This is a genomic window from Mycobacterium yunnanensis (assembly GCF_025823185.1).
Classification (GTDB): Bacteria; Actinomycetota; Actinomycetes; order Mycobacteriales; family Mycobacteriaceae; genus Mycobacterium; species Mycobacterium yunnanensis.
This window is the reverse complement of record NZ_JACKVK010000008.1, coordinates 347,566-371,151: the sequence shown is the minus strand read 5'-3', so window position 1 is coordinate 371,151 and position 23,586 is coordinate 347,566. Positions and strand designations below refer to the sequence as shown.

Annotated in this window: 28 protein-coding genes; 3 read left to right on the top strand and 25 right to left on the bottom strand. The window is 69.1% G+C overall.

The window, feature by feature from the left end; all coding sequences use genetic code 11:
• Positions 1 to 8 precede the first annotated feature (8 nt).
• From H7K45_RS11920 to H7K45_RS11855, 14 genes are all read right to left on the bottom strand, one after another.
• Positions 9 to 1,376: a cytochrome P450 gene (locus H7K45_RS11920; RefSeq protein WP_263996012.1), complete on the bottom strand. Its 1,368-nt coding sequence runs from the start codon at positions 1,374 to 1,376 to the stop codon at positions 9 to 11.
• Positions 1,377 to 1,417: 41 nt separating this feature from the next.
• Positions 1,418 to 1,864 (bottom strand): pyridoxamine 5'-phosphate oxidase family protein, encoded by a 447-nt coding sequence (locus H7K45_RS11915; protein ID WP_276069984.1) that lies wholly within the window; start codon positions 1,862 to 1,864, stop codon positions 1,418 to 1,420.
• 39 nt (positions 1,865 to 1,903) lie between these two features.
• Positions 1,904 to 2,179, bottom strand: coding sequence for a hypothetical protein (locus tag H7K45_RS11910; RefSeq protein WP_263996010.1), 276 nt, complete (start codon positions 2,177 to 2,179; stop codon positions 1,904 to 1,906).
• A gap of 59 nt (positions 2,180 to 2,238) precedes the next feature.
• The gene (locus H7K45_RS11905) at positions 2,239 to 2,841 is read right to left on the bottom strand and encodes a TetR/AcrR family transcriptional regulator (protein ID WP_263996009.1); all 603 of its coding nucleotides are present in this window, start codon (positions 2,839 to 2,841) and stop codon (positions 2,239 to 2,241) included.
• Positions 2,828 to 3,682 carry an oxygenase MpaB family protein gene (locus tag H7K45_RS11900; RefSeq protein ID WP_263996008.1) on the bottom strand — a complete coding sequence of 285 codons (855 nt, stop codon included), beginning with the start codon at positions 3,680 to 3,682 and terminating at the stop codon, positions 2,828 to 2,830. The genes H7K45_RS11905 and H7K45_RS11900 overlap by 14 nt, the downstream gene beginning before the upstream one ends.
• Positions 3,683 to 3,748: 66 nt before the next feature.
• A complete protein-coding gene (locus H7K45_RS11895) occupies positions 3,749 to 3,979 on the bottom strand; it encodes a hypothetical protein (RefSeq protein ID WP_263996007.1) in 231 nt (76 codons plus the stop codon).
• Positions 3,976 to 4,446 carry a transport-regulating membrane protein Mce1N gene (gene mce1N / locus H7K45_RS11890; protein WP_263996006.1) on the bottom strand — a complete coding sequence of 157 codons (471 nt, stop codon included), beginning with the start codon at positions 4,444 to 4,446 and terminating at the stop codon, positions 3,976 to 3,978. The genes H7K45_RS11895 and mce1N overlap by 4 nt, the downstream gene beginning before the upstream one ends.
• The gene (locus H7K45_RS11885) at positions 4,443 to 4,844 is read right to left on the bottom strand and encodes a hypothetical protein (protein ID WP_263996005.1); all 402 of its coding nucleotides are present in this window, start codon (positions 4,842 to 4,844) and stop codon (positions 4,443 to 4,445) included. The genes mce1N and H7K45_RS11885 overlap by 4 nt, the downstream gene beginning before the upstream one ends.
• A gap of 24 nt (positions 4,845 to 4,868) precedes the next feature.
• Entirely contained in the window at positions 4,869 to 5,438 is a 570-nt protein-coding gene (locus H7K45_RS11880; protein WP_308206405.1) for a hypothetical protein, read from the bottom strand.
• Positions 5,435 to 6,415, bottom strand: coding sequence for a porphobilinogen synthase (gene hemB / locus H7K45_RS11875; RefSeq protein WP_263996004.1), 981 nt, complete (start codon positions 6,413 to 6,415; stop codon positions 5,435 to 5,437). The genes H7K45_RS11880 and hemB overlap by 4 nt, the downstream gene beginning before the upstream one ends.
• 10 nt (positions 6,416 to 6,425) lie before the next feature.
• Complete coding sequence (locus H7K45_RS11870; protein WP_263996002.1) at positions 6,426 to 8,081, bottom strand: bifunctional uroporphyrinogen-III C-methyltransferase/uroporphyrinogen-III synthase; 1,656 nt, start codon at positions 8,079 to 8,081, stop codon at positions 6,426 to 6,428.
• A gap of 3 nt (positions 8,082 to 8,084) precedes the next feature.
• Entirely contained in the window at positions 8,085 to 9,020 is a 936-nt protein-coding gene (hemC, locus tag H7K45_RS11865; RefSeq protein WP_263996970.1) for a hydroxymethylbilane synthase, read from the bottom strand.
• 28 nt (positions 9,021 to 9,048) lie between these two features.
• Positions 9,049 to 10,419, bottom strand: coding sequence for a glutamyl-tRNA reductase (locus H7K45_RS11860; protein WP_263996001.1), 1,371 nt, complete (start codon positions 10,417 to 10,419; stop codon positions 9,049 to 9,051).
• Between the two features lie 96 nt (positions 10,420 to 10,515).
• A complete protein-coding gene (locus H7K45_RS11855; RefSeq protein ID WP_263996000.1) occupies positions 10,516 to 10,791 on the bottom strand; it encodes a glutaredoxin family protein in 276 nt (91 codons plus the stop codon).
• A gap of 33 nt (positions 10,792 to 10,824) precedes the next feature.
• On the opposite strand from H7K45_RS11855, the gene H7K45_RS11850 reads away from it, so the two are divergent.
• Together H7K45_RS11850 and H7K45_RS11845 are read left to right on the top strand one after the other, a co-directional pair.
• Positions 10,825 to 11,712: an HAD family hydrolase gene (locus tag H7K45_RS11850; RefSeq protein ID WP_263995999.1), complete on the top strand. Its 888-nt coding sequence runs from the start codon at positions 10,825 to 10,827 to the stop codon at positions 11,710 to 11,712.
• A 62-nt stretch (positions 11,713 to 11,774) separates the two neighbouring features.
• Positions 11,775 to 12,314 carry an FAS1-like dehydratase domain-containing protein gene (locus H7K45_RS11845; RefSeq protein WP_263995998.1) on the top strand — a complete coding sequence of 180 codons (540 nt, stop codon included), beginning with the start codon at positions 11,775 to 11,777 and terminating at the stop codon, positions 12,312 to 12,314.
• A 6-nt stretch (positions 12,315 to 12,320) separates the two neighbouring features.
• On the opposite strand, the gene H7K45_RS11840 is transcribed toward H7K45_RS11845, so the two are convergent.
• The 9 genes from H7K45_RS11840 to H7K45_RS11800 all read right to left on the bottom strand — a co-directional run bounded on the left by H7K45_RS11840 (position 12,321) and on the right by H7K45_RS11800 (position 19,988).
• Positions 12,321 to 13,385, bottom strand: a complete 1,065-nt coding sequence (locus H7K45_RS11840) for a lysophospholipid acyltransferase family protein (protein WP_263995997.1) — start codon at positions 13,383 to 13,385, stop codon at positions 12,321 to 12,323.
• Positions 13,386 to 13,418: 33 nt separating this feature from the next.
• Positions 13,419 to 14,492, bottom strand: coding sequence for an SDR family oxidoreductase (locus H7K45_RS11835; RefSeq protein WP_263995996.1), 1,074 nt, complete (start codon positions 14,490 to 14,492; stop codon positions 13,419 to 13,421).
• Between the two features lie 31 nt (positions 14,493 to 14,523).
• Positions 14,524 to 14,625 carry a 30S ribosomal protein bS22 gene (locus H7K45_RS11830; protein WP_003402602.1) on the bottom strand — a complete coding sequence of 34 codons (102 nt, stop codon included), beginning with the start codon at positions 14,623 to 14,625 and terminating at the stop codon, positions 14,524 to 14,526.
• A 144-nt stretch (positions 14,626 to 14,769) separates the two neighbouring features.
• Complete coding sequence (locus H7K45_RS11825; RefSeq protein ID WP_149477769.1) at positions 14,770 to 15,027, bottom strand: helix-turn-helix domain-containing protein; 258 nt, start codon at positions 15,025 to 15,027, stop codon at positions 14,770 to 14,772.
• Positions 15,028 to 15,165: 138 nt separating this feature from the next.
• The gene (gene proC / locus H7K45_RS11820) at positions 15,166 to 16,038 is read right to left on the bottom strand and encodes a pyrroline-5-carboxylate reductase (protein WP_263995995.1); all 873 of its coding nucleotides are present in this window, start codon (positions 16,036 to 16,038) and stop codon (positions 15,166 to 15,168) included.
• Between the two features lie 57 nt (positions 16,039 to 16,095).
• Positions 16,096 to 16,992, bottom strand: a complete 897-nt coding sequence (locus tag H7K45_RS11815; protein WP_263995994.1) for a thioesterase family protein — start codon at positions 16,990 to 16,992, stop codon at positions 16,096 to 16,098.
• A gap of 14 nt (positions 16,993 to 17,006) precedes the next feature.
• Positions 17,007 to 17,852 (bottom strand): sugar phosphate isomerase/epimerase family protein, encoded by an 846-nt coding sequence (locus H7K45_RS11810; RefSeq protein ID WP_263995993.1) that lies wholly within the window; start codon positions 17,850 to 17,852, stop codon positions 17,007 to 17,009.
• Positions 17,853 to 17,871: 19 nt separating this feature from the next.
• Entirely contained in the window at positions 17,872 to 19,005 is a 1,134-nt protein-coding gene (locus H7K45_RS11805; RefSeq protein ID WP_263995992.1) for an Rv0497 family membrane protein, read from the bottom strand.
• On the bottom strand, positions 19,002 to 19,988 hold the full coding sequence (locus H7K45_RS11800) for a Ppx/GppA family phosphatase (RefSeq protein ID WP_263995991.1): 987 nt from the start codon (positions 19,986 to 19,988) through the stop codon (positions 19,002 to 19,004). The genes H7K45_RS11805 and H7K45_RS11800 overlap by 4 nt, the downstream gene beginning before the upstream one ends.
• 34 nt (positions 19,989 to 20,022) lie before the next feature.
• Here H7K45_RS11800 and H7K45_RS11795 point away from each other — a divergent pair, with 34 nt between their 5' ends.
• Positions 20,023 to 20,811, top strand: coding sequence for a DUF3109 family protein (locus tag H7K45_RS11795; protein ID WP_263995990.1), 789 nt, complete (start codon positions 20,023 to 20,025; stop codon positions 20,809 to 20,811).
• On the opposite strand, the gene H7K45_RS11790 is transcribed toward H7K45_RS11795, so the two are convergent.
• Positions 20,773 to 22,137, bottom strand: a complete 1,365-nt coding sequence (locus H7K45_RS11790; protein WP_263995989.1) for a glutamate-1-semialdehyde 2,1-aminomutase — start codon at positions 22,135 to 22,137, stop codon at positions 20,773 to 20,775. The genes H7K45_RS11795 and H7K45_RS11790 overlap by 39 nt on opposite strands.
• Complete coding sequence (locus H7K45_RS11785; RefSeq protein ID WP_263995988.1) at positions 22,134 to 23,516, bottom strand: O-antigen ligase family protein; 1,383 nt, start codon at positions 23,514 to 23,516, stop codon at positions 22,134 to 22,136. The genes H7K45_RS11790 and H7K45_RS11785 overlap by 4 nt, the downstream gene beginning before the upstream one ends.
• Positions 23,517 to 23,586: the final 70 nt, after the last annotated feature.

Genomic DNA, 23,586 nt, shown 5'->3' with positions numbered 1-23,586 from the left:
AGTACCGGTCACCGAGCGGCCAGGGCGACGGGGATCGGCCCCTTGGCCACCGTGGTGTACGGCACCTCGACGGGGAAGTCGGCGTTCAGCGAGCGCACCCGGACGGCCGCGACGACGGTCGCGAGCGCCAGTGTCGTCTCCAGCATCGCGAAGTGCTCCCCGATGCAGGAGCGCGGACCACCCGAGAACGGGACGAACTGCCACCGCGGCCGGGTGGCGGCCACCTCTGGGGCGAATCGGTCCGGGTCGAACGCCATGGGGTCGGTCCACAGCGCGGGATTCCGGTGCACGGCCTGGATGCCGACCGCGACGATGCTGCCCGCCTCGATCCGGTGACCGGCCACCTCGAGATCCCGCAGCGCGAGCCGCCCGACCCCGCCGGCCGGCGGACACAGCCGCAGCGACTCGAGGAGCACCTGGCGGGTGTAACCCAGCCGTGGCACGTCGGCAGGGGTCAGCTCGCGGGTACCGATCGCCGCGACCTCCGCGGCCACCCGATCCTGCATCTGCGGGTGGTGTCCCAGCGCCCACAGCGAGTGCGTCAACGCCGTGGCGGTGGTGTCGTGTCCGGCGAGCATGAAGATCAGCAGGTCGTTGCAGACGTCGCGGTCGGACAGGGCGGCTCCGGTCACCGGATCGGTGGCCGCGAGCAAGGCGCGGATCAGGGGTGCGTCGCGCGCGGGGTCCCGACGGCACGCCTGCAGCATCTCGTCGGCGACCTGCAGCATGGTCGCCACCGCGCGGCGGGCGCGCCGACGGGCGGGGGTCGGCAGCCAACGCGGAGCCCGCACCGGACGAAGCGCCCGGTCGGCGGCATACCCGGAGGCGACGTGCATGCACTCGGAGATCACGTCGGCGCGATCGTTGAGGTCGACGCCCAGGACCGAGCGGCCCAGCGACTGCATGGTCAGCCGACGGCACGCCGGGTCGAGGTCGACCTGCAGGCCGTCGTCGAGGCCCGCGGCCCGCCAGTGGTCGACCAATTCGTGGGCGGCCCGTGACATGTGACCGCCGAACCGCCGGACCTCGTGGCGGGTGAAAACCGGTTGCAGGGCGCGCTTGCGGGGCACCCAGCGTTCGTTGGGCAGCACGAACAGGCTGTCGCCGGCCAGGTGCCGGACCTCGTCGTGGACGATGCATCGCTCGCCGAGGTGGTGATTGCGTGCGAGGACGTCGCCGATGCCCTCCGGTGAGGTCACCAGCACCACCGGCGGCATCAGCCACGCGGGGCCGAACTGAATTCTGGTGACCGGTCCGCCCGCCGCGCTGAGCACTTCCCCGCCGGTGTCGAACTCGCGCAACGCGGCCAGCAGCCGTCTCGGCGACAGTGGGTTCCGTGGTGCCCGAGGAAGATGACTGACGTCCGAGCCGACCACGGGGCCATTGTGGGGGGCTCTGGCCACGGTGGCAAACGTTGCTAGGAGGCCGACCAGAGCAGCGTCTCGCCCTCACCGGCGGTCATCACGGTGCCTGGCATCACCCGCAGACGGTACGGCGCCAGACGCAGGACGGCGAACTGATCCGACGTGGGGCCGTCGCTCCACATCGGGATGATGAACGGGTCGTAGCCAACCGGGGCAGGCGCACTGGCGAACGCCTCCCACACCCGCCCGCAGGTGTCGTCGTCGAGATACCACTGCACCGTCGCCTCGGCACTGCACGTGTCGTGGCTGGGCCGCCAATAGCTGACGGACACCTCGGGGTGGGCGTCGAGGTGGGCCCGCTTCAGCGGCGTGGGCACGGTGGCGATCCACCCGACCAAATCCGTGCCGTTCCACTCCCAGTAGGGGTGCAGGATGCGCGAACGGGGCCGACCGTCGCCGTCGACGGTGGCGACCGACGCCCACACGATGGCGTGGGCCATGTCGCGAAAGACCGGGGCGACGTCCTCCAGGGAATGCACCTAGCTCGATTCCTCCTTGGACTCGTCGCCCATCGACTCTTCGCGCACACCCATCACGTCCTCGCGCTTGACGCCGCCGCCCTCCTCGACCTCGCCGAACTTGGGGTTGCCATCCTCGTCGATCCACTCCGAGACCGCTTGTCCCGTAACGGTGTTGCTGGTGCCGGGGAGCCCGACGGTAGGCCGATCGTCCTGATAGGCCTTGGCCATCTCCTTGGCCTTCTCGCGGTGCTCGTCGGTGACCTCGGGCTTCTCGGTGATCTGCTCGTCAGACATGGGCCAAGATTGCCCAAAAGTGTGATCAGCAAAACAACCGCCTGTCGCAGGGGTCTGGATCACACCGGGACGGCCCGCAGCGCAGCAGGCAGGCTGGGGACGAAGTGCCTCTCGGCGAACGCGCGCAGACGCTCCGGGGTGTCGAGCGGTTCGGCGCTCGGCAAGAGCAGCACCATGGCGGCGTAGCGCAGGATCGTCTCGGCGAGGTCGTCGACGGCGGCCGCACCGATCCGGTCGGCGAACCCGGCGGGGAAGATCACCCGCAGTGCGTCGGCCATCCGCTCGATCGCCGCACCGTGGTGCCGCCGCCCGAGTTCCAGCACCAGGGCGGGTTCCTCGGTCATCATCTGGTTGAGCACGCGGTGCCTGCGGAACATCAGAATCGACTGGGTGAACGCCTCGACGTAGTAGTTGGCCGGCTTCTCGGCGCGGGACAACTCCGCGGCGATGTCGGCGAAGAGCACCACGTTCTCGCGCTCGATGACCGCGGCGACCAACTCGTCTCGGTTGGCGAACCGGCGGTAGATGGTGGTGCGGCTGACCCCCGCCCGGCGGGCCACGTCGTCGAGCGCGACCCGCTGAAAGCCGTGCCGCTCGAATTCGACGAGGGCCGCATCCAGGATTGCCCGGGTCGCGGAATTGGCGGTGTCAACGACGGCCATAGCCCACCCGCGCGAAACCGTTGTAGCGCACCGTCATCGGCAGCCGGTTCCACGTCCAGTTCACCGGCGCCGACCGCCACGCCGCGGCGAAGGCCTGGTACGCCCGCTCTCGCCGGGGACCCCACGGCAGCTCCAGCAGATCCCGGGCACGGGGCGGCATGCCGCCGGTGGTGAGGAAGGCCGCGACGGGGTTGAACAACGGGTACACCACACGCCACGTCGTCGGCGACACCCCCTTGGGGCGGGGGAAGCCCTTGGTGACATAGCCGACGCCGTACTTCGCCGTGGGGTGGGCGATCACGATCTGATCCATCATCCGGTCCCAATACCGTTGGAAGCCGGCGTAATCGGCGGGCATCGGGCGGTCGCTGACGCCGTAGCGGCGGTACCACGTCTTCGACTCGAGGTAGATGCGTTCCTTCTCCTCGTCGGTGAGCCGCTTGACGAAGGTGTCGGCGAAGTACAGCACCTGCTCGACGAAGGTGGCGTGCGCCCAGAAATACGTCTCCGGGTCCAGCGCGTGGTAGCGGCGGCCGTCTGGCATGTCGCCCTTGATGTCGCGGTGGAAGTCCCGCACCTCGTGCCCCTCGGCGTCGTCGTCGGACCCGTACACGGTCATCATGATCGGCGGGATGGACCGCTTGACCCTGGCCGCGGTGTCGGCGAAGAACACCGAGTGGTCGAGCACGCCTTGGCCCAGCTCGGCCAGCATGTTCTGCAGGACGGCGGGTCGTGGGCCGATCAGGTACATCCGGTTGTCACCGAAGTACTTCCACACCAACGAGTCGGGTCCAAGGGGCAGGGCGTCGGAGCGCTGGCCATTCTCGGCGAGTTCGGTCACCGACACAGTGTTACAGATTTCGTACTTTGTACCAATAGCGCTGTGGTGGGGGTCACTTCCCGAGAGTCAGCCGCGTCGAAGCCGTGCGATGCCGAGCACCGCGAACACCGCCGCCACCGTCAGCAACAGCATCGCCAGCACGACGAAGGACGGGTCGTAGGTCACGGTGGGCATCGGCGGCTCGGAGGCGATCACGGGGGCGGCCACGGCCGGGGACTTCGCCGCCAGCCAGCTCAGCGCGCATCCCACCGCGGCCACCGCGGCGAGCACCAATTCGACGATCGCCCGAGCCTTCACGACGCAACTCCCTCGTCGACGACGGACACCAACGCGGCCCGCAGGTTCCGGTGCCGGCGCGCCCACGCCTGGGCCCGACGGTCGCCGCTGAGCTTCACCCCGATGCCGGTGCGACCGCGCGGTACCCCGGTCAGTTCCCCCAGTGCCCGGTACGACTGCCACTTGGGTACCTCTGGCCCGTCTGCCTCCGGGTAGATCCTGGCGATTTCCGAGAGCAGGATCGTCTCGGTGCCCTGCCGCAGGTACTCACGGGTCAGCTCGACCGACGTGTGAATGCGGGCTGCCTTGACCTGCAGTCCGAGGAAGCCGGTCACCAACACCAGGAACACCCCGGGCAGCAGGGGGTGCCAGCCGTAGCCCGAGGACACCTGGATGAACATCATCAGCACGGCCGCGACGGGGCCGGCCGCCAGCCACCACAGCGTGGCACCGGGTTCGTGAAAGAGGATCTCGGGATCGGATGTCACGCGTGGCCCCGGGACTCGTACCACTGCTGCGACGTGCTGCGCTGATTCATCGCCGAGCCGGTGATGAACAGCACCATGATCACCGCGACGATGAGCACGCCGAACGGCGCGATTCCGGCCACGACGATCAGTACGCCCAGATATGCCACCGACGCCATCGACAGACCCACCGCGGCGTTCGCGAACCGCCTGGACCCCCGGCGCGCCCGGCCCGCCAGATAGCCCTGCGCCAAGCCGGCGACCACCAGGATCAGCCCCGCCACCTGGAACACCAACGCGGTGGTGAAGGTGCCGATGAGCATCCCGAAGGCTGCGGCCAGGATCGCCGCGACCAACCAGCACCAGAACGCCGCCGTCACCGTGCGTGGACGAGTGGCGTCGGGTGGGGAGTCGGACATGGTCGGGCCAGCCTAGCGTCACGCTCAGCGCGTGAAGTATTCGTGGGCGTCCTTGCGGTGCAGCAGGTAGATTCCGCCGGCGACGCAGACCACGGCGATGACGGCGGTGATCGCAAACACGAAGGCTGCCACCGTCGGTCGGTCGACGCCGAACAAGTTGGTCAGCGCATAGACGATGGTCGCCGCCCCACCGCCGGTGAGCAGGGTGCGCGCCCAGCGATACCCCGCGCGCAGCAGGAACAGGAACGTCACCACCACCGACGCGACGACGAAGAGGAAGACTCCCGAGACCCCGTAGACCACCACCGAGGGGGCCTTGAGGGGCGCAGCGGCCAGGTCGACGACGTAGCCGATCACCATCATCGTCGTCGCGACCAGCCACAACCAGAAACCGGTGTCGACGTCGTCGGGGCGGACGAGCGGCTCGGACAGCACCGGCGGGCCCTGCGGGCCGGGGGGTGGTGGGCCATATCCGGGCGGGGGGCCGCCATATCCGGGCGGCGGGCCGCCATATCCGGGTGGGGGTGCGCCGTATGGATTGGGCGGCGGGCCGCCATATGGTTCCGGCGGCGGAACCTGCGGACGTTCGGTCACGCGAGCCAGTCCGCGACGTCGGCCGCCCAGTAGGACAGCACGATGTCCGCTCCGGCCCGACGGATGCTGGTCAAGGTCTCCAGCGCCATGGTGCGCAGGTCGATCCACCCGTTGTCGGCGGCGGCGCGGATCATCGAGTACTCACCCGAAACCTGGTACGCCGCAACGGGAACCGGCGACACCTCGGCGGCGGTGCGCACGACGTCCAGATAGGCCATGGCGGGCTTGACCATGATCATGTCGGCGCCCTCGTCGATGTCGAGCTCGATCTCGTGCAACGCCTCCCGCGCATTGCCGGGATTCTGCTGGTAGGTCCGGCGGTCACCCTGCAGGCTCGAGCCCACCGCTTCGCGGAAGGGGCCGTAGAAACCGGACGCGAACTTGGCCGCGTAGGCCAGGATCACCACGTCGGAGTGCCCGGCGGCGTCGAGGCCACCCCTGATCGCCGCGACCTGACCGTCCATCATCCCGCTCGGGCCCACCACGTGGGCGCCCGAATTGGCTTGTGCCACGGCGAGTTCGACGTAGCGCGCGTTGGTGACGTCATTGTCTACCCGACCGCGAACGTCGAGCACGCCGCAATGACCGTGATCGGTGAACTCGTCCAGGCACGTGTCGGCCATCAAGACCGTGTCCGACCCCAGGTCGGTCGCCAGGTCACGCAGCGCGACGTTCAGAATGCCGTCCTCGGCCACCCCGGCCGACCCGGTGGCGTCTTTGTCCTCCTCCTCGGGCACCCCGAAGAGCATCAGGCCGCCCACGCCTGCGGCGACGGCCTCCGCGGCCGCCTTGCGCAGCGAGTCACGGGTGTGCTGATACACCCCGGGCATGGAGTCGATCGGACGCGGCTCGGAGATGCCGTCGGCGACGAACATCGGCAGCACCAGATGCCGTGGCTCCAAGGAGGTCTGGGCGACGAGCCGGCGCATGGCCGGCGTCGACCGTAGACGGCGCGGACGGTGGTTGAGGTTGGGCATCGAGCCTCCGCTACCTCCGGCGGCTCTTCTTGCGCGGCGGAGGCAGCGCACCCTCGGCGCGCAGGCGCGCGGCATGCTCGGCCAGCGCCTCGACCAACGGTCCGACCGCAGCGGTCTCCGGTTGCACGTCGACCCTCAGCCCGAATTCGGCTGCGGTCTCGGCGGTCTTGGGTCCGATGCACGCCACGATGGTCCTGGCGTGCGGCTTGCCCGCGATGCCGACCAGGTTGCGCACCGTCGAACTCGAGGTGAAGCACACCGCGTCGAAACCACCGGTCTTGATCATCTCGCGCGTCTGCGCCGGCGGCGGTGCCGCCCGCACGGTGCGGTAGGCCGTGACGTCCTCGATCTCCCAGCCCCGCTCGCGCAGGCCCTCGGCGAGGGTCTCGGTGGCGATGTCGGCCCGCGGCAACAACACCCGGTTCACCGGGTCGAAGATGTCGTCGTACGGCGGGAACTCGTCGAGCAGGCCCAGCGAGGACTGCTCACCCGACGGCACCAGCTCGGGGTTGATGCCGAAGGCGCGGACCTTGTCGGCCGTCGCCTGTCCGACACAGGCGATCTTCACCCCGGAGAAGGCGCGGGCGTCGAGACCGAACTCGTTGAACTTCTCCCACACCGCACGCACGGCGTTGGTGGAGGTGAACACGACCCACTGGAACCGACCGTCCACCAGACCCTTGACGGCCCGCTCCATCTGGGCCGGGCTGCGCGGCGGTTCGACGGCGATCGTCGGGACCTCGATCGGCAGGGCGCCGTGGGAGACCAGCCGATCGCTCATCTCGCCGGCCTGATCCTTGGTGCGGGGCACCAACACGGTCCAGCCGTACAGCGCCCGGCTCTCCCACCAGTTCAGCTTGGCGCGGTTGGCGACGGTCTTGCCGATCGTGACGACCAGCGGGCCGTTGAGCGGCCCCGTCGACTCGGCGGCGACCAGCGTCGCCTTGTCCTGCAGGCCCGACAGCGTGGTCTCGACCGAACGCTGCTGGCACGTCGTGCCATTCGCGGTCACGACGCACGGCGTCGACTCGGTCAAGCCGTACTCGATCAGCGTGCGCGCAGCCTCGGGAAGGTGAGATGCGGTGGCGTGCAAGATCAGTGGGCCCGGGGCCGCAGCCAGGGCGGCCCAGTCCACGTCACCGCGAACGTCGGCCACGGTGTGTGAGGAACCCAGCGGGAGTCCCGCGTAGGTGGGAACCGCGGCGCCGGGCGCCAGCCCGGGCACGATCTCGAACTGGGCCTGCGTCCGGGCCAGGGCGCCGACCTCGGTGATCACCGCGTCGACCGACAGTGGATCGCCTGCCACCAGCCGCACCACGTCGACGCCGGTACGCGCCTCGTGGACCAGCAGCTTGGCGACCTCGGTCGGATCACCCAGGGCGGGGCGGACGTCCGCACCGCCGGGGATGGTCGTGGTGGCCACGGGGACGTCGGCGTCGGCCGTCGTCGCGTCGTCGTTCTGGGTAGCCTCCGCCGGGCCCGACGTGGGCGGCAGCTCGGAGCCGACTATGGCGAGCACCGCCTCGGGTACGTCAGGGTCCGTGAAGACCAGTGCCGCGTTGGCCAGTACCGTGCGCGCCCTCGTCGTCAGCAGGCCCGGGTCACCGGGGCCTGAACCGACGAACGTGATGCGGCCGGGCTTCAGCTTGCGCCCTCGGGTCGTCATCCTTCACTCCCGCTCTGTCGTCCGCTGATCCAACAAGTCCCGTGCTCCCAAATCGAACAGCTCCGCGGCGACCGAGAGACCCAGCTCCCTGGCCCGTTCGGGGCTACCGATTCCGGACGCCCGGATCACATCGGATCCGTCCAGCGTCGCCACGCAGCCGCGCAGCGACAGCTCGTCGAAGACGTTGCCCTCCTCGTCGATGGACTCGACCACTTCCGCGATCGCACCCACCGGCGCGGAACACCCCGCCTCGAGCTCGGCGAGCAGAGTTCGCTCCGCGGTGACCGCGACGCGCGTGTCGGCGTGATCCATCTCCGCCAGCAGCGCGACGAGCTCCGAATCGCTCGCGCGACACTCCACCGCGAGCGCACCTTGGGCCGGCGCTGGCAACATCTGCACCGGCTCCAGGGTCTCGGTGACCGCGCCCTGCCGTCCGATGCGGACCAAGCCCGCCCGGGCGACGACGACACCGTCGAAATCACCGTTGCTTACCCTGTTCAACCTGGTGTCTAGGTTGCCTCTTAGGGGGCGAATTTCCAAACCGAGACCCAGTGCTCTAAGCTGCGCCGTCCGCCGCGGGCTCGACGTGCCGATCACCGAACCGGCTGGCAACTCCCCGAGCACCAGGCCGTCGCGGGCCACCAGGGCGTCCCTGGGGTCCTCGCGTGGCGGGATGGCGGCGATCGAGAACCGGTCGTCGGGCGCCGTCGGCAAATCCTTGTAGGAATGCACCGCCACGTCGACGGTGCCGTCGGCGATCGCGTCGCGCAACGCCGCGGTGAACACCCCGATGCCGATGTCGGCGATCGGGCCGCTGGAGCGGTCGCCAGCGGTGGAAACGATGACGAGTTCGGCGGCGTGCCCCTTGGCGATCAGAGCGTCCCTGATGAGTCCGGCCTGAGTGGTAGCCAGAAGGCTGCCCCTCGTGCCGATCCGGATGGCCGTATCGCGCGAATGTGACAAGTGTCTACTCAGCCTGACCAAGGTCGAATCGGACGTCGCCAGGGATCAATTCCGTTGCCACGAGCGGTAATTCGCCACCGGAGACCGCATCGACGGCCTGCGGGTCGAGCTCGAAGAGCTCACGCAGCGCCTCGGCGTAACTGTCCCCACCCGGCGCGCTGGCCAGTTGCTTGACCCGAACGGTCGGGGCGTGAAGGAGCTTGTCGACCACGCGCCGCACGGTGCGCGCGACCTCGTCGCGGTGCGCGGTATCGAGGCCGGGCAGCCGGTTGTCCAGGCGCAACAACTCGGCCTCGACGACGTCGGCGGCGCGCTGACGAAGGGCCGTCACGGTGGGCGTCACCTCGGCCATCCGCTGGCCGGCAAGGTAGTTGGCAACCTCCGCGGCGACGATCGCGCGGGCCTCCTCGGCATCCGAGGCGGCGGCGCGGGCGGCGGGTTCGCGCTGGATGCGGTCCATGTCGACGACGAAGACACCAGGCAAGCCGGCAATCGCCGGGTCGACGTCGCGGGGCATCCCCAGGTCGCACACCACGAGCTGCTTGGGTTCCTGGCCGTGCGCGAGCCCGCGGTGTACGTCGGCCAACGAGACGACGGGGCGCACGGCCCCGGTACACGCCACCACCACGTCGGCGTCGGCGAGCACCGCCGGAATGTGGTCGAACGGGAAGGCGTGCGCGTCGACGCCCTGGGCCCGCAGGTTCTCGACGAGACGCTCGGCACGCGGCAGCGAGCGGTTCACCACGTGGACCCGGCCGATGCCGGCGCGCACCAGATGTGCCGCGGCCAGCGAGCCCATCGAGCCGGCGCCTATCACCGCGGCCGCCCGCCCCGCCAAACCGGACAACTTGGCGTCGGCCATGTCCAACGCCACCGACACCACCGACGCACCCGCGGCGTCGATGCCGGTCTCGGAGTGCACGCGCTTGCCGACCTGCAACGCGCGTTGCGCCAGTTCGTGCAGGGTGCGACCCACGGTTTGGTGGGCTTCGGCCGAGGCGTAGGAGCGACGCACCTGACCGAGGACCTGCTGTTCGCCGATCACCGCGGAGTCCAAGCCGCTGGTCACCGCGAACAGATGCTCGACGGCGGCCTCGGCGTAACGGACGTAGGCGTGCTTGGTCAGGTCGCCGAGTGACAGACCGGAATGCTCGGAGAGCACCTGCCCGATGACCGACAACCCGCCGTGGAATGCCTCGACGACGGCGTAGATCTCGACCCGGTTGCACGTGGAGAGGACCATCGCCTCGGTGACGAGTGGGGACCGCAGGACTTCGTCGACGATCTTGGCCTGATCGGACTCGTCGGTGCTGAGGCGTTCCAGAACGGACACCGGGGCGCTGCGATGCGACACCCCGAAGAGAAGAACGCTCATGGCCTCGTCACCGTGCTACTTTCCCGTCGCTACGCCGCCCCGGATGACATCGAAGATAGTCGGCCATCTGGCCGCCAACCAAATTCGAGGTAAGCGTCACTCGACCCTGGAGAGATCGGCGCGCAAACGCTGCTCGTCGACCTCCCAGTACCCGTGCTGCACCCCGTCAAGCAGGACCACGGGCAGCAGATCGCCGTATTCGGCCCGCAGCGAGGGGTCACCCGCGGCGGCCGCGGCGTCGACGTCGGTGCTGGCGAGGTCGAAGTCCAACTCCGCGGCGAGGCGGGTCAGCACCGCCGCGGCCTTCTCGCACATGCTGCACCCGGCGCGGGTCAACAACTCGACGGCATGCCTGCTCCCCACGTGGTCCACGGGACCGAGTATCGCGTGCCCTACTGTTGAAGGGTGTCCGAGTCAGGGGCTGACGCCAATCGGAAGGCCGGTGAGCAGGCCGGGGATGAAGCCGACGCCGTCGAGTTCATCGTGGCCGACGAGGCATCCGCCACCGAGCCACCACCACCCGATCTGACGGCGGCGGCCTTCTTCGACGTCGACAACACCTTGGTGCAGGGCTCGTCGCTGGTGCACTTCGCCCGCGGGCTGGCGGCACGCAAGTACTTCACCTACGGCGATCTGGCGCGCTTCGGCTACGCGCAGGCGAAGTTCCAACTGACCGGCAAGGAGAACAGCGACGACGTCGCCGCCGGGCGCACCAAGGCGCTGGCGTTCATCGAGGGCAGGCCGACCTCCGAGCTGACCGAGGTCGGCGAGGAGATCTACGACGAGATCATCGCCGACAAGATCTGGCAGGGCACCCGGGCGCTGGCCGAGATGCACCTCGACGCCGGCCAGCAGGTCTGGCTGGTCACCGCGACGCCCTACGAATTGGCCGCCACCATCGCCCGCAAGTTGGGGCTGACCGGCGCGCTCGGCACGGTCGCCGAATCGGTGGACGGGGTGTTCACCGGCCGCCTCGTCGGGGAGATCCTGCACGGTGCGGGCAAGGCGCACGCGGTGCGGTCTCTGGCCATTCGCGAGGGACTCAACCTCCGACGCTGCACCGCCTACTCCGACAGCATCAACGACGTCCCGATGCTGTCTCTGGTCGGCACCGCCGTCGCCATCAATCCCGACGCCGCCCTGCGCGACGTCGCCCGCAAGCGGGGCTGGGAGATTCGCGACTTCCGTACCGCCCGCAAGGCCGCGCGCATCGGCGTTCCGTCCGCGCTGGCCCTCGGTGCCGCCGGTGGCGCACTGGCCGCGGTCGTGTCCCGTCGCGGCACTGGCGGCTGACCGCCCGCTGATAGGCTCGGCGCCGCACCAGCCAGGGACCAAGCGGAGAGCCGAACCGAACCATGAGCATCGCCCAGGACATCATCGGGACCCACTTCCGGTACCCCGACTACTTTCTGGTGGATCGCGAGAAGGTCCGTGAGTTCGCCCGCTCGGTGAAGGACGACCACCCGGCCCACTACGACGAGGACGCGGCCGCCGACTGCGGGCAGGGTGCTCTCATCGCGTCGCTGACCTTCGTGGCCGTCGCCGGACGCCGGGTGCAGAACGAGATCTTCAACCAGTTCGACGTGCCGATCAACATGGAACGCGTCCTGCATCGCGACCAGAAGCTCGTCTTCCACCGCCCGATAGTGGTGGGTGACAAGCTGTGGTTCGACTCCTATCTGGATTCGGTCATCGAATCGCACGGCGCGATCATCGCCGAGGTCCGCGCAGAGGTGACCGACGACGACGGCACCCCCATCCTGACGAGCATCGTCACGCTGTTCGGTGAGTCGACCAACACCGACGAACACGACGAGGTGACGGCGCAGATCGCCGCCGGGCGTGACGCGGCGATGAAGCGGATGATTGCCGGGCAAACCAAGACCGGCGCCTGAGGGCCGTCAGCCGAGGAAGGGATTCCGGCGGTTGGCCAGCAGTTGGTAGAGCGTCTGCTGAATGGTCTCGCGGACCTGGTCGGTCAACTCGAAGGTGATCATCGGGTCGTCGGCCGCCGTCTCGTCGTACCCCTCGGTGGAGATGGGTTCGCCGAACTGGATGTGCCACTTCGACGGCAGCGGCACCAACCCGAGCGGTCCGGCGAGCGGGAACAGCGGCGTCACCGGGAAGTACGGCAGGCCCATCAGCCGGGCGAGCAACTTCACGTCGGCGAGCATCGGGTAGATCTCCTCGGACCCGACGATCGAGCACGGCACGATGGGAGCGTGGGCCCGCAGTGCCGCGGAGACGAATCCACCGCGGCCGAAGCGCTGCAGCTTGTAGCGGTCCCGGAAGTTCTTGCCCAGCCCCTTGTAGCCCTCGGGGAAGACGGCGGTCAATTCGCCTGCGGCGAGCAGTCGGTGGGCGTCGGCCGTGCAGGCCATGGTGTGCCCGGCCTTGCGGGCGGCTTGTCCCATCACGGGCATGTCGAAGACCATGTCCGCCGCCAGCAGGCGCAGGTCGCGCTGGTGGGGATGATTGTCGTGGACGGCGACCGAGGCCATCAGTCCGTCCATCGGCAGCACGCCGGCGTGGTTGGCGACGACGAGGGCCGGACCGGTGTCCGGCAGGTTCTCGATACCGCTGACCTCGACGCGGAACCAGTTGCGGAACAAGCCCCGCAGCAAAGGCAGGAAGATTGCTTCGTTGAGGTGCTTGTCGAAGCCGAATTCGTCGACGGTGTAGTCGCCGGACATCCGCTTGCGGACGAATTCGGCGATCGTGGCGATGCGCTGACTCAGCTCACCGGGGCCCTCGTCGGCGCCGCCCGCGACGCCGGCGAACTCGCGTCGATCGTCGATCTCGTGGACGACCGCCGCCAGCTGGTCAGCCGACGCGCGCGCACCGGATTCGTCGAGCAGCGACGGGTGCCTACGGGCGGCCTCGCGCGCAGCCGCTCGTCGCTGCGCTGACGCTCGAGTCGAATTCGAGTGCAGCGGAATGACTTTCGCCTTGGACTCGCCAGCCATGACCCAACCTCCCCCACGCCTCGAAGTAACAGACTAACGCCGCAGCAGCCGTGTCGCCGACATGGCGCGACTCTCGACCGAGCGTACCCATCGCGGATCGAGGATCGGCTGCAAATCTCGACCCCGTACGTAATCGTCGAAAGCCTCGGCCGTGGTCCACTTCGGGTTGTAACCTAGCTCCTTGCGCATGCGCGCGGTGTCCATCACCCGGCCATAGCTCACGTAGTTCAACTGCTCGCGGTCCAGCTCGGTGTACTTGGTTGCGCGGCGCAGCGAATCGACGGCAGAAAGTGCCGATCGCGGCACCGGCAGCGGCACCCGGCCGGACCGGCGGATTGCTTGGGACATCATGATGATGCCCGAGGCGCCGACGTTGAACGTGCCCGACCGACCCGCCATCGTGGCCCGCTCCAGGACGCCGAGGGCGTCCTGCTCGTGCAGCAGTTGCAACCGGGCGTCGTGCCCGAGCACCGACGGCACCACGGGCCCGGCCAGGAAGCGCGAGAGTGCAGTGTCCATGGCCGGACCGATCATGTTGGCCAACCGAAGGATCGTCACGGCGAGATCCGGACGCCGACGCGCCAAGCCGCGGGCGTACCCCTCGATGTCGATGCTGTCCTTGGCGAAGCCCTCGCCCGGCGACCGGCGCGAGCTGCCGTCCTCGGTGAACATGACGGGGTCGCGCGGGCTCGAGCCGTACACCTCGGAGGTGGACTTGAGGATGACCCGCCGCACCGACGGCGCCTTCTGGCAGGCCGCGAACAGCTGCATCGCGCCCATCACGTTGAGCTCCTTGAGCGCCGCCCTGCCGCCCGCGCGCGGAGCGTAGGACGCCGCCGCGGCATGCACCACGGTGTCGACGTCTCCGTTGCGAATCACCTTGGCGATGAACGGATTTCGAATGTCGGCCCGAACGAACTCGGCGCGGCCCATCCGCCGGAGCAAGTCCTTGCTCGGCGAGACGGCGTCGACCGCGATGACGCGGTCGATCGCCGCGTTCTGCGCCAGCCTCGCCGTCAGATACCCGCCGAGGAATCGACACGCCCCGGTGACCAGGACGACCTTGGGCGGCCCAGCCGCATCCTTGGCGTCACCCGGGGATTCCATGTCGACAGCCTAACGGGCGCGGCCCGAGAGGCTACTTGCCGAGTTTTCTGCGCTGAACCCGCGTACGACGAAGCAACTTGCGGTGCTTCTTCTTCGACATGCGCTTGCGCCGCTTCTTGATTACTGAACCCATGAACTCCGCTACCTAAGACATCTCCCGGCATCTGCGCCAGGAGAACCGACCCGTCACCTTACCCGGGATGCACTCCGGCACGAAAACGGCCGTACTGAACCCGGGCCGCCGCGACGGCGACCCGGGCGTGCACACCGGAGGGGACTACCCGGCGTCGAAGTACGACGTCTCCAGGAGGTCGTGAACGGCCTTGGCGTGCACCCGGAACGACCGACCGACGCGCACCGCGGGCAGTTCGCCGTTGTGCACCAGTCGGTAGACCGTCATCTTGCTGACCCTCATCAAGCTCGCCACCTCGGCAACGGTGAGGAATTGCTGCCGGGCAGGCTCGCCGCCGGAGCCATCGCGCGCCGATTTACCACTAGCGGAATCCCGTGCCGATGGCCCGTTCATAGACGTCATCGCAACCCAATCAATCAGGCACGTCTTGTCCAACGGCTTCCCCACCGCTGGCGCAGGAGCGCGCATACCTCAGGGAGAATAGCGTGGCCATTGGGGTTATTGCGACGGGTGTGGGTCAATCCGTTCAGATTGCCTGAACTACTCCGGTGTAATTCCTAGCTGCTCAGAGCGTGTTTTCGCCGCCGCGACGGCCTCGGCCACCGCCGCCCGCAGGCCCCCTCGCTCCAATTCCCGCAGCCCAGCGGCGGTGGTGCCCCCCGGAGACGTCACGGTGGCGCGCAGCTGCGCGGGGCTGGTGTCCAAGGCCGTACCCATCGCCCCGTCACCCGACGGATTGGCCCGGTCCAGGCTCTCCAGGAGCATTGCCGCCGAGCCCGCCATCGTCTGCACCGCCAGATCGGTCGCCACGGCCCGCGGCAGCCCCTGGGCGACGCCCGCGTCGACGAGCGCCTCGACCATCAGGAAGAAGTACGCCGGCCCCGAACCCGAGACCGCCGTGACCGCGTCCAGCTGGTTCTCCGGCACCGTCAGGACGCCGCCGACGGCGTCGAAGATGGCCGAGACCTCCCTGAGCTGATCGGAGGTCGCGAACCGACCCGGCGCCAACGCGCTGACGCCGCCGCCGACCACGACGGGAGCGTTGGGCATGACCCGAATGACGGGCGATCCGGCGGGCAGGTTGGCCTCGTAGTACGCCGTGCTGACCCCGGCGGCCACGGAGACGAACACCTGCTCGGCGCTGTTGTTCTCCGCCCGCGCCGCGGCCTCGCCGATGTCCCCGATGACCTTCTCGACGTCCGACGGCTTCACCGCGACGACGACGTAGCCGGCGTTCTCGGCGGCGTCGGCCACCGACGTCACCAAGACCGAGTACGTCTCGGAGAGGTACCTGGCCCGTTCGGGGTGCCGCTCCGCGACGACCATGTCCTTGGCCTGCCTACCCGAGCGCAGCAGCCCGGAAAGCAGTGCCTCGCCGATACTTCCGCCACCGATGATCGCAATTCTCGCCACGTCGGCAAGCATTGCACGCGTCGCGGTCGACCTCGTGACCGTGGTGCGGCGCGCGGGTCACGCCGGCGGCGGCACCAGTGCCAGTTGGCGCGATTGCACGACGATGCGCCCCTCGCAGTCGACGACGACGTGGTCTTCGTCGAACCACTCCTGGCCGATCTGAGTGGCCGTGCACATCACCCGCAACCACCCGTCGGCCGGTCGTGCGCGTAGATAGGCGGTGAGCTGAACCGTTGGCGCCCAACCACTTCGGTTCAGTCCGAGCGTGACCGGCGCGGACAGGTCACCGCTCAGCAGGGCGAACAGGACGTCGGGGGACGCGTCCTTGGGACGCACCCAGTACTGAAAGGCCGGCGATCGATCCGATTCGTCGGTCCGAGGCTGCATCGTCGTCATCGACGGCCGGATGTCACACCCGTGCGCCAGGTGCACGACGTCGGCCATCGGATGCCCGGGCCCGATCGGTTCGAGCCCCGGCGGCGGGTCGGGCGTCATCAGCTGCGCCACGGGGTTGACCGACAGCAACGGCGGGGCGTCGTGCTCGGGCACGGCGAGGGTGATCGTCGTCCGCACAGCAGTCCTCTGTTCTTCGCGCGAGCGCTCATCACCTTGCTTCAGGGCGACGTCGACCACGCTGATCCGGCGACCGCGCTTGCGCGTCGTGGTGATCACGCGCACCGGCCCGGGGTCCGGCGCCCACAGGAAGCTGCCCGACACCGCGATCGGTTCGACGTCCTGCCCGCCGGTGACACTTCCCCGGTCGCTCCGCTCCTGCCCTCCGGTGATCACCGTCCGCGCGGCGTTCGCACACAGCGCCAGCATCGCGCCGCCGTGCACCTTCGGACCGATCGTCCAGTGCTCGTTGAGTTCCCCGTCGAACACCCGCACCAGCGGATCGTCCGAGGACACCTCGCTCAGCCTCATCGCATCGCCGAACGACGTCGACCCATCCATGACGGCAACAGCTCCTAACGCAACAGGTTGACTCGGGCGAATTCGAGGGACTCGGTCAGCAGCTCGTCACGCTCGGCCGCCGTGCGCGCTCCCGAGGTGGTCACCTCCAAGATGACGTGCCCGGCGAAATTGCTCGCGGCCAGCATCTGACAGACCTCGACGGTGGGCTGCGTGCCGCGCCCGGGCACCAGGTGCTCGTCGGTCGACGCGCCGCTGCCGTCGCACAGGTGCAGGTGCACCAGCCCCTCGCCCATGCGGCCCGCCATCTCAACGGCGTCGGTGCCCGCGGTCGCCGAGTGCGACAGGTCGAGTGTGTAGTGCGCGTGGTTGCCGTCCAGCGGGTCGTAGGACGGCGCGAACGCCGACACCGCTATGCCGGGGCTACCCCCGCGCTTGCGCATCCGTGAGATCGACGACTGGCCCGTACCGAAGATGCGGTCGGCGCGGAACGGGAACATGTTCTCGACGGCGACCATCACCTCACTGGACTGCTCGAGGGCGCTGATCTGGTCGGTGAACCCCTCGGCGTAGCGCCGCTGCCACCGAAACGGCGGATGGACCACGACGGTCTGCGCGCCGAGTTCCTCGGCCGCCCGGACGCTGCGCTCCAGCTTGGAGACGGGATCGGCGCCCCACACGCGCTGCGAGATCAGCAGACAGGGCGCGTGCACGCTCAACACCGGGATGCCGTAACTCTCCGACATCCGGCGGATCGCCGGGATGTCCTGGCTGACCGATTCGGCCCACACCATCAATTCGACGCCGTCGTAGCCGAGGCGGGCGGCGTACTCGAAGGCCGCCTCGGTCCTCAACGGATACACCGAGGCGGTGGACAGACCGACCTTGATTGCGGGGCGCACGAGCCGTCAGTGTGACGCGTCAGTGCGACTGCAGCAGAGCCAGGGGTCCCAACGTGACGAGGGCACCCACCGCCACCGCGATCAGGGTGCTGCCGATGTCCTCGGTCTTGCGGACGACGCGCACGCCGACGACGAGGCCGAGGATGACGAGCACGGACAGCACCAGCGCGACGATGGTGTTCCACCGCCACAGCTGGTCGAACGCGATGAACAACCCCGCCCCGAAGGCGACGGCGAGGACGCACTGCACCACCACCCAGACGCCCCTGACGAATGCCGAGGCCTCCTCGGTGGGGCGCTCGGCGGGTTCCTCGGCCACCGATTCGGCCGCGGTCGCGTCGTCCTCGCCGAGGTCGATGTCCTCGGGTCCGGGAGCACGGCCGCGCCGGGCCAGGTCGTCGGCGACGGACTGACCGCCGAACAGGGTGTCGGTGTTGGAGCGCAGGTACGACGGCGTCTCCTGCCGCAATTCCTCGTCGTCCTCGGCGGCATGCTCGTCGAGGGCGTCATCGTCGTCGAGGGCGCCCCCGAAGCCGGGTCCCAGGTCCAGCATCTCGTCGGAGTCCTCGTCGTCGTCGACGACGGGGTCCGGACTCATCTCCTCGGCGCTCTGAACCGCGAATCCGCCGGTGGTAGACGCCTGCGAGCGGCGCGGAGCCGGGGCGAAGAAGTCGACCGGGTCCGGGTCGGCGGCGCGCTCGTCGAGGTGGGCCTGGTAGTCCCGTTCGGCCTCGGTGAGCTCTGGCTCGGCCTCGGGTTCGGGCTCGGGCTCGAGCTCCTGCTCGGCGTCGGCGTCTGCGTCGGAGTCGACGGCGGTCTCGGCCGCTGCGTCGCTCTCGGCCTCCGCGTCCGGTACGACGTCCGGTTCTGGCTCCGGGGTCGGCTCGACCTCGGCGGCGGGCGGCTCGGGTGGCGCGGGCGGCTCGACGACCGCCGGCGTGGGTTCGGCGACCGGCTGGCGCACCACGGGCATCGAACCGGTGTTGACGATCGGTATCTCACCGGTGAGTTCCGCGACGGTCACCGCGTCGCTGTTGCCCCGCCTGCGACGGCGTCGACCGCCGGCCGGGGGTGCACCAATGGTGCCGTTCTTCGCCAGGAGTTCCGCGACCGAGATGGGCCGCGTCGAGGTCGTGTCGTCTGGATCGGTCATCGTCTCGCGCCTCTGGCTCTGGTGAGGCCGGCCGAGGTGCCGAACAAGGCGGTCCCGTCGGCCTCACTGTCGAGTTTCCGCAAGATCAACCCTTCTCGCAACGCCCAGGGGCAAATGTCCACGGTATCGATCGCAAGGGCCTTCATACTCGCTTCAGCTACCAATGCTCCCGCCACGATCTGTGGCGCGCGCTCGGCGCTCACCCCTTCCAATTCCGCTCGGTCGGCCGTCGTCATCCTAGAGATGAATGCTATGAGCTGACGAAGCCCCGATGCAGTCAGTGTCCTCTTCACCCGCGGTCCAGCGCCGGAAGGCGCCGCACCGGTGAGTCGCGCCAGCGATCTGAACGTCTTGGAGGTCGCGACGGTCAGGTCCGGCACGCCCGCCTCGAGCACCCCGGCGCCCGCCTCGGCCATCTCCGTGGCGAGCCAGTCCCTCAGCATTGCCACCCTGCGGCGCCCCGGCGGGTCGTCCTGCAGCCACTCCCTGGTGAGCCGGCCCGCGCCGAGCGGAAGCGACAGCGCCACCTCGGGTTCCTCGTCGACGCCGCTGGACAGTTCCAGCGATCCGCCGCCGATGTCGATGTTGATGATGCGCCCGGCGCTCCAGCCGTACCAGCGCCGCACCGCGAGGAACGTCAGGCGAGACTCGTCGACCCCCGAGAGCACCTTGAGGGCCACCCCCGTCTCCGAAAGCACCCGCGCCAGCACGTCTTCGGAGTTCGTGGCGTCGCGAACGGCCGACGTCGCGAACGCCATCAGCTCGACGCACCCCGAACTGGCGGCGATCTTGGCGAATTCGTCGACGGTGTCGACGAGCTTGTCGGCGCCCTTCCTGGTCAGCTTTCCGGACCCGTCGATGGCCTCGGCGAGGCGCAGCGCGGCCTTCGTCGAACTCATCGGGGTCGGGTGTCCACCTCGCCGGGCGTCGACGACGAGCAGATGAACCGTGTTGCTGCCCACGTCGAGCACGCCCAATCGCACGCGTCCCACGTTAACGGGTCTACCGTTGCGTTCCGTGAGCGGATCGCGCCCCGGTGCCAAGAATGGTGAGGTCGACTTGGACTTCGCCCGAGAATGGGTGGAGTTCTTCGACCCCGACAATCCCGAACACCTCATCGCGGCGGACATCACCTGGTTGTGTTCGCGCTGGACGTGCGTGTTCGGCACCCCCGCCTGTCAGGGCACGGTCGCGAACCGACCCGACGACGGCTGCTGCAGCCACGGCGCCTTCATGTCCGACGACGACGACGTCGCCAAGCTCGACGACGCCGTCAAGCAGTTGACCGACGAGGACTGGCAGTTCCGGGACAAGGGCCTGGGCCGCAAGGGCTACCTGGAGATGGACGAGTACGACGGCAAGGACAACCTGCGGACCCGGAAGTACAAGGGCGCCTGCATCTTCCTCAACCGACCCGGCTTTGCCGGGGGCATCGGCTGCGCTTTGCACACCAAGGCGCTCAAGCTCGGCGTGGAACCCCTGACCATGAAACCAGAGATCTGCTGGCAGCTGCCGATCCGGCGCAGCCAGGAGTGGGTGGAGCGGCCGGACGGTTCCCAGGTGCTGCGCACCACCATCACCGAATACGACCGGCGCGGTTGGGGCGAGGGCGGTGCGGACCTGCACTGGTACTGCACCGGAGATCCCAACGCCCACGTCGGAACCCGGCAGGTGTGGCAGTCCTACGCCCCCGAACTCACCGAACTCCTCGGCGCGAAGGCCTACGCCGAACTCGCCGCGCTGTGCAAGCGACGCAGCACGTTGGGGCTAATCGCGATTCACCCCGCTACTCGCGCCGCGAAGTAGACGCGGGTGCGCCGACCGGCGCAATGCCGGTGCGACGGGTCGGCCCTCGAGCAGACCTTCGACGGTGCCCGCCTCGATCGCCGTGCCGTAGACGGGCAGCGCGGCCCGAACCGCGTCGACGGTCGCCGAGACGTCGGCGTCGGTGTGGGCCGCCGAGGTGATGAAGGACTGCCCGAGTACGCCGCGGCGCAACAGCTCCTGCAGGAACAGGGTGCGGTAGGCCTGCGACGGGGCGCCGTCGGGTCCCCGGGTGACGAAGACCATGCAGGACGGCCGACCGACGACGCTGACGTACTCGTCCAGCCCGGCGGCGGCGACGGCCTCGGTGACCCCGTGCGCCAGCAGCCGACCCGCGTGCTCCATCCGGCCGACGGGATCCTCGGTGCGGTAGGCGTGTACGACGGCGCGAAAGGCGGCCAGGGACGCGGTTTCCGGGCCGTGCGTGGTCGAGAGCAGGAAGACCCGGTCGCGCTCGGTGCGCAACCCGCCGAGCTCCATGTACTCGCGCTTGCCGGCCAGGGCGGCCAGCGGGAAGCCGTTGGCCATGGCCTTGCCCCAGCACGACAGGTCGGGTTCGACACCGTAGACGCCTTGGGCCCCGTGCGCAGACCAGCGGAACCCGGTGATCATCTCGTCGAAGACCAGGAGCGAGCCGTGCCGGTCGCACAACGCCCGCACGCCTTCGAGAAAGCCGGGCTCGGGTTCGGCGTTCGCGCTTGCGGCCTCCATGATGACGCAGGCGATGTCGTTGCCCGCCAACGCCTTCGACACCGATTCGAGGTCGTTGTACTCGAACCGCGCGGCGTCGGCGCAGCCGTCGGGAATGCCGGCGTTCATCGGGGTGGACCCGATGAACCAGTCGTCGGTGGAGAAGAACGGCTGGGTGCACATCGCGACCCGGCGCCGGCCGGTGACGGCGCGGGACAACTTGACCGCGGCGGTGGTGGCGTCGGAGCCGTTCTTGGCGAACTTCACCATGTCCGCGGCCGGCACCAGGCTCAGGAAGTCCTCTGCCGCAGCCAATTCCAGCACGGTCGGCCGGGTGAAGTTGACGCCGTCGGCGATGGTGGCGGTGACGGCGTCGAGCACCGGCTGATACCCGTGGCCGAGGGTGACCGAGCGCAATCCCATGCCGTACTCGACGTAGCAGTTGCCGTCGGCGTCCCACACCCGGCAGCCGCTGCCGCGGGTCAGCACCGGCGTCATGAACTCCGGCAGCTGGTCTGAACCCCTCGCGTAGGTGTGCGCGCCACCGGGGATCAGTTCGTGCAACCTGTCCTGCAACCGACGGGACTCCTCGAAGGTCGGCTCTCCCGGGGTGCTCACGCGGGCACCGCCGCCCTCGCCTCGACCGGCGCCGACGGCGCGCCGACCTGTCTGGGCGATGCGGGGTTGGCAGCCAGGATGCCGAGCAGCATGACCACCAGAACGGTGAATTGTGGTGTGGAGAAGGTGTTGTCGGTGAACGAGTAGCCCAGGAAGCCCAGTCCGAAGGTGGCGATGACCCATCTGACGGTGCCGCGGTGCGCGCGGGCGGCCAGGAAGAACAGCGTCAGCATGGTGGCCATCATCGCAACGAGGAACAGCAGGCCCCCGTCGAGCCAGAGGTGAATGTACTCGTTGTGCGGTGCGACGAACTCCTTCTGCACGTTGGGCGGCGCGTACAGCTGCACCGCGATGGTGGCGAAGCCCAGCCCCTTGCCGGTGGCCGGACTCTGGGTGGCGAGACCGAAGAAGAAGTCCCAGGCCTGATCTCGGCCCGAGAGGTTGAACGTGCCCTCGTAGCTGTTGCCCATGCTGCGCCGGATCAGTTCGGGCGCCGCCACGACCATGGCGACGACGCCGATGGCGGTGGCCATCCACGCGCCCCGGCGCGCCAGTCGCGACGACGTCCGGCTCACCATCAGCGCGTGGACGATGAAGACGGCCACCAGGGCCAGGCCGACGCCGATGCCGCCACGCGTCGCAGTGCCCACCAGGATGACGAGGTTCAGACCGACCCACAGGTGGGTGCGCGAGTTGCGGTCGACCTGCGGCAGACCCAACAGGCACAGTCCGGCGGCCAACCCGACGAGGGCGAGGAAGGCCAGGTGCGCCGGGATCGAGGCGCCCTCGAGCCGCGGCACGCCGGTGGCCTCGATGCTGAACACCGTCGACACCCCGGCGAGTTGCAGCGGGATGCCGGCGATCACGCTCAGCAGGGGCAATTTGGCGATGAACCCCAGACCCCGCGAGACCCCGATCCTGCGCCAGTCGACGAAGAGGAACAGCCAGGGCAGCGTGTAACCGACGAACGCGCGGGCCGCCAGCGCCGTGCCGACGTCGATCGCCCCTCCCACGTCGAGCACCGAGACCACGAGCGCCAGGCCCACCGCGGCGACCGCCGCGGCTCCGACGCCCGACCACCTGACTCCGGCGGTGAACACCAGGCATCCGAGCGCGACGATCAGCAACGCCTTTTGGGCGGCGTCACCGTTGGGCATCGGTTCGCCCGCGGCGTCGAGGAAGATTGCCGGGGAGACGACGAGCACCGTGAGCGGAGCGAGCTGCCAGCGGGTGCCCGGGTAGAGCAGGGCGGCCAGTACGAACAGCAAGAGCGCTTCTACGGCGAGGAACAGCGGTGAGATGGCGACCGCGGCGCCGGCCACCATCGCGGCCGCCAACCCGACGATCCAGGGCCCTGCACCACGTAGCTGCGTCAACATGGGGTCAACTCCTCCATCCGTGCTGAAGTATCGTCGGCTACCAGGAGCATCTCGCTGCCATGCCGTAACC

Excerpts from the sequence above, each read along its gene's own strand:
- H7K45_RS11910 (WP_263996010.1), bottom strand. The coding sequence starts at position 2,179 with ATGTCTGACGAGCAGATCACCGAGAAGCCCGAGGTCACCGACGAGCAC.
- H7K45_RS11840 (WP_263995997.1), bottom strand. The coding sequence starts at position 13,385 with ATGGCTGGCGAGTCCAAGGCGAAAGTCATTCCGCTGCACTCGAATTCG.
- H7K45_RS11915 (WP_276069984.1), bottom strand. The coding sequence starts at position 1,864 with ATGGCCCACGCCATCGTGTGGGCGTCGGTCGCCACCGTCGACGGCGAC.
- hemB (WP_263996004.1), bottom strand. The coding sequence starts at position 6,415 with ATGCCCAACCTCAACCACCGTCCGCGCCGTCTACGGTCGACGCCGGCC.
- H7K45_RS11825 (WP_149477769.1), bottom strand. The coding sequence starts at position 15,027 with ATGACGTCTATGAACGGGCCATCGGCACGGGATTCCGCTAGTGGTAAA.
- H7K45_RS11885 (WP_263996005.1), bottom strand. The coding sequence starts at position 4,844 with ATGTCCGACTCCCCACCCGACGCCACTCGTCCACGCACGGTGACGGCG.
- H7K45_RS11830 (WP_003402602.1), bottom strand. The coding sequence starts at position 14,625 with ATGGGTTCAGTAATCAAGAAGCGGCGCAAGCGCATGTCGAAGAAGAAG.
- H7K45_RS11815 (WP_263995994.1), bottom strand. The coding sequence starts at position 16,992 with ATGGATGGGTCGACGTCGTTCGGCGATGCGATGAGGCTGAGCGAGGTG.
- H7K45_RS11845 (WP_263995998.1), top strand. The coding sequence starts at position 11,775 with ATGAGCATCGCCCAGGACATCATCGGGACCCACTTCCGGTACCCCGAC.
- H7K45_RS11835 (WP_263995996.1), bottom strand. The coding sequence starts at position 14,492 with ATGGAATCCCCGGGTGACGCCAAGGATGCGGCTGGGCCGCCCAAGGTC.
- H7K45_RS11805 (WP_263995992.1), bottom strand. The coding sequence starts at position 19,005 with ATGACCGATCCAGACGACACGACCTCGACGCGGCCCATCTCGGTCGCG.
- H7K45_RS11860 (WP_263996001.1), bottom strand. The coding sequence starts at position 10,419 with ATGAGCGTTCTTCTCTTCGGGGTGTCGCATCGCAGCGCCCCGGTGTCC.
- H7K45_RS11905 (WP_263996009.1), bottom strand. The coding sequence starts at position 2,841 with ATGGCCGTCGTTGACACCGCCAATTCCGCGACCCGGGCAATCCTGGAT.
- H7K45_RS11785 (WP_263995988.1), bottom strand. The coding sequence starts at position 23,516 with ATGTTGACGCAGCTACGTGGTGCAGGGCCCTGGATCGTCGGGTTGGCG.
- H7K45_RS11870 (WP_263996002.1), bottom strand. The coding sequence starts at position 8,081 with ATGACGACCCGAGGGCGCAAGCTGAAGCCCGGCCGCATCACGTTCGTC.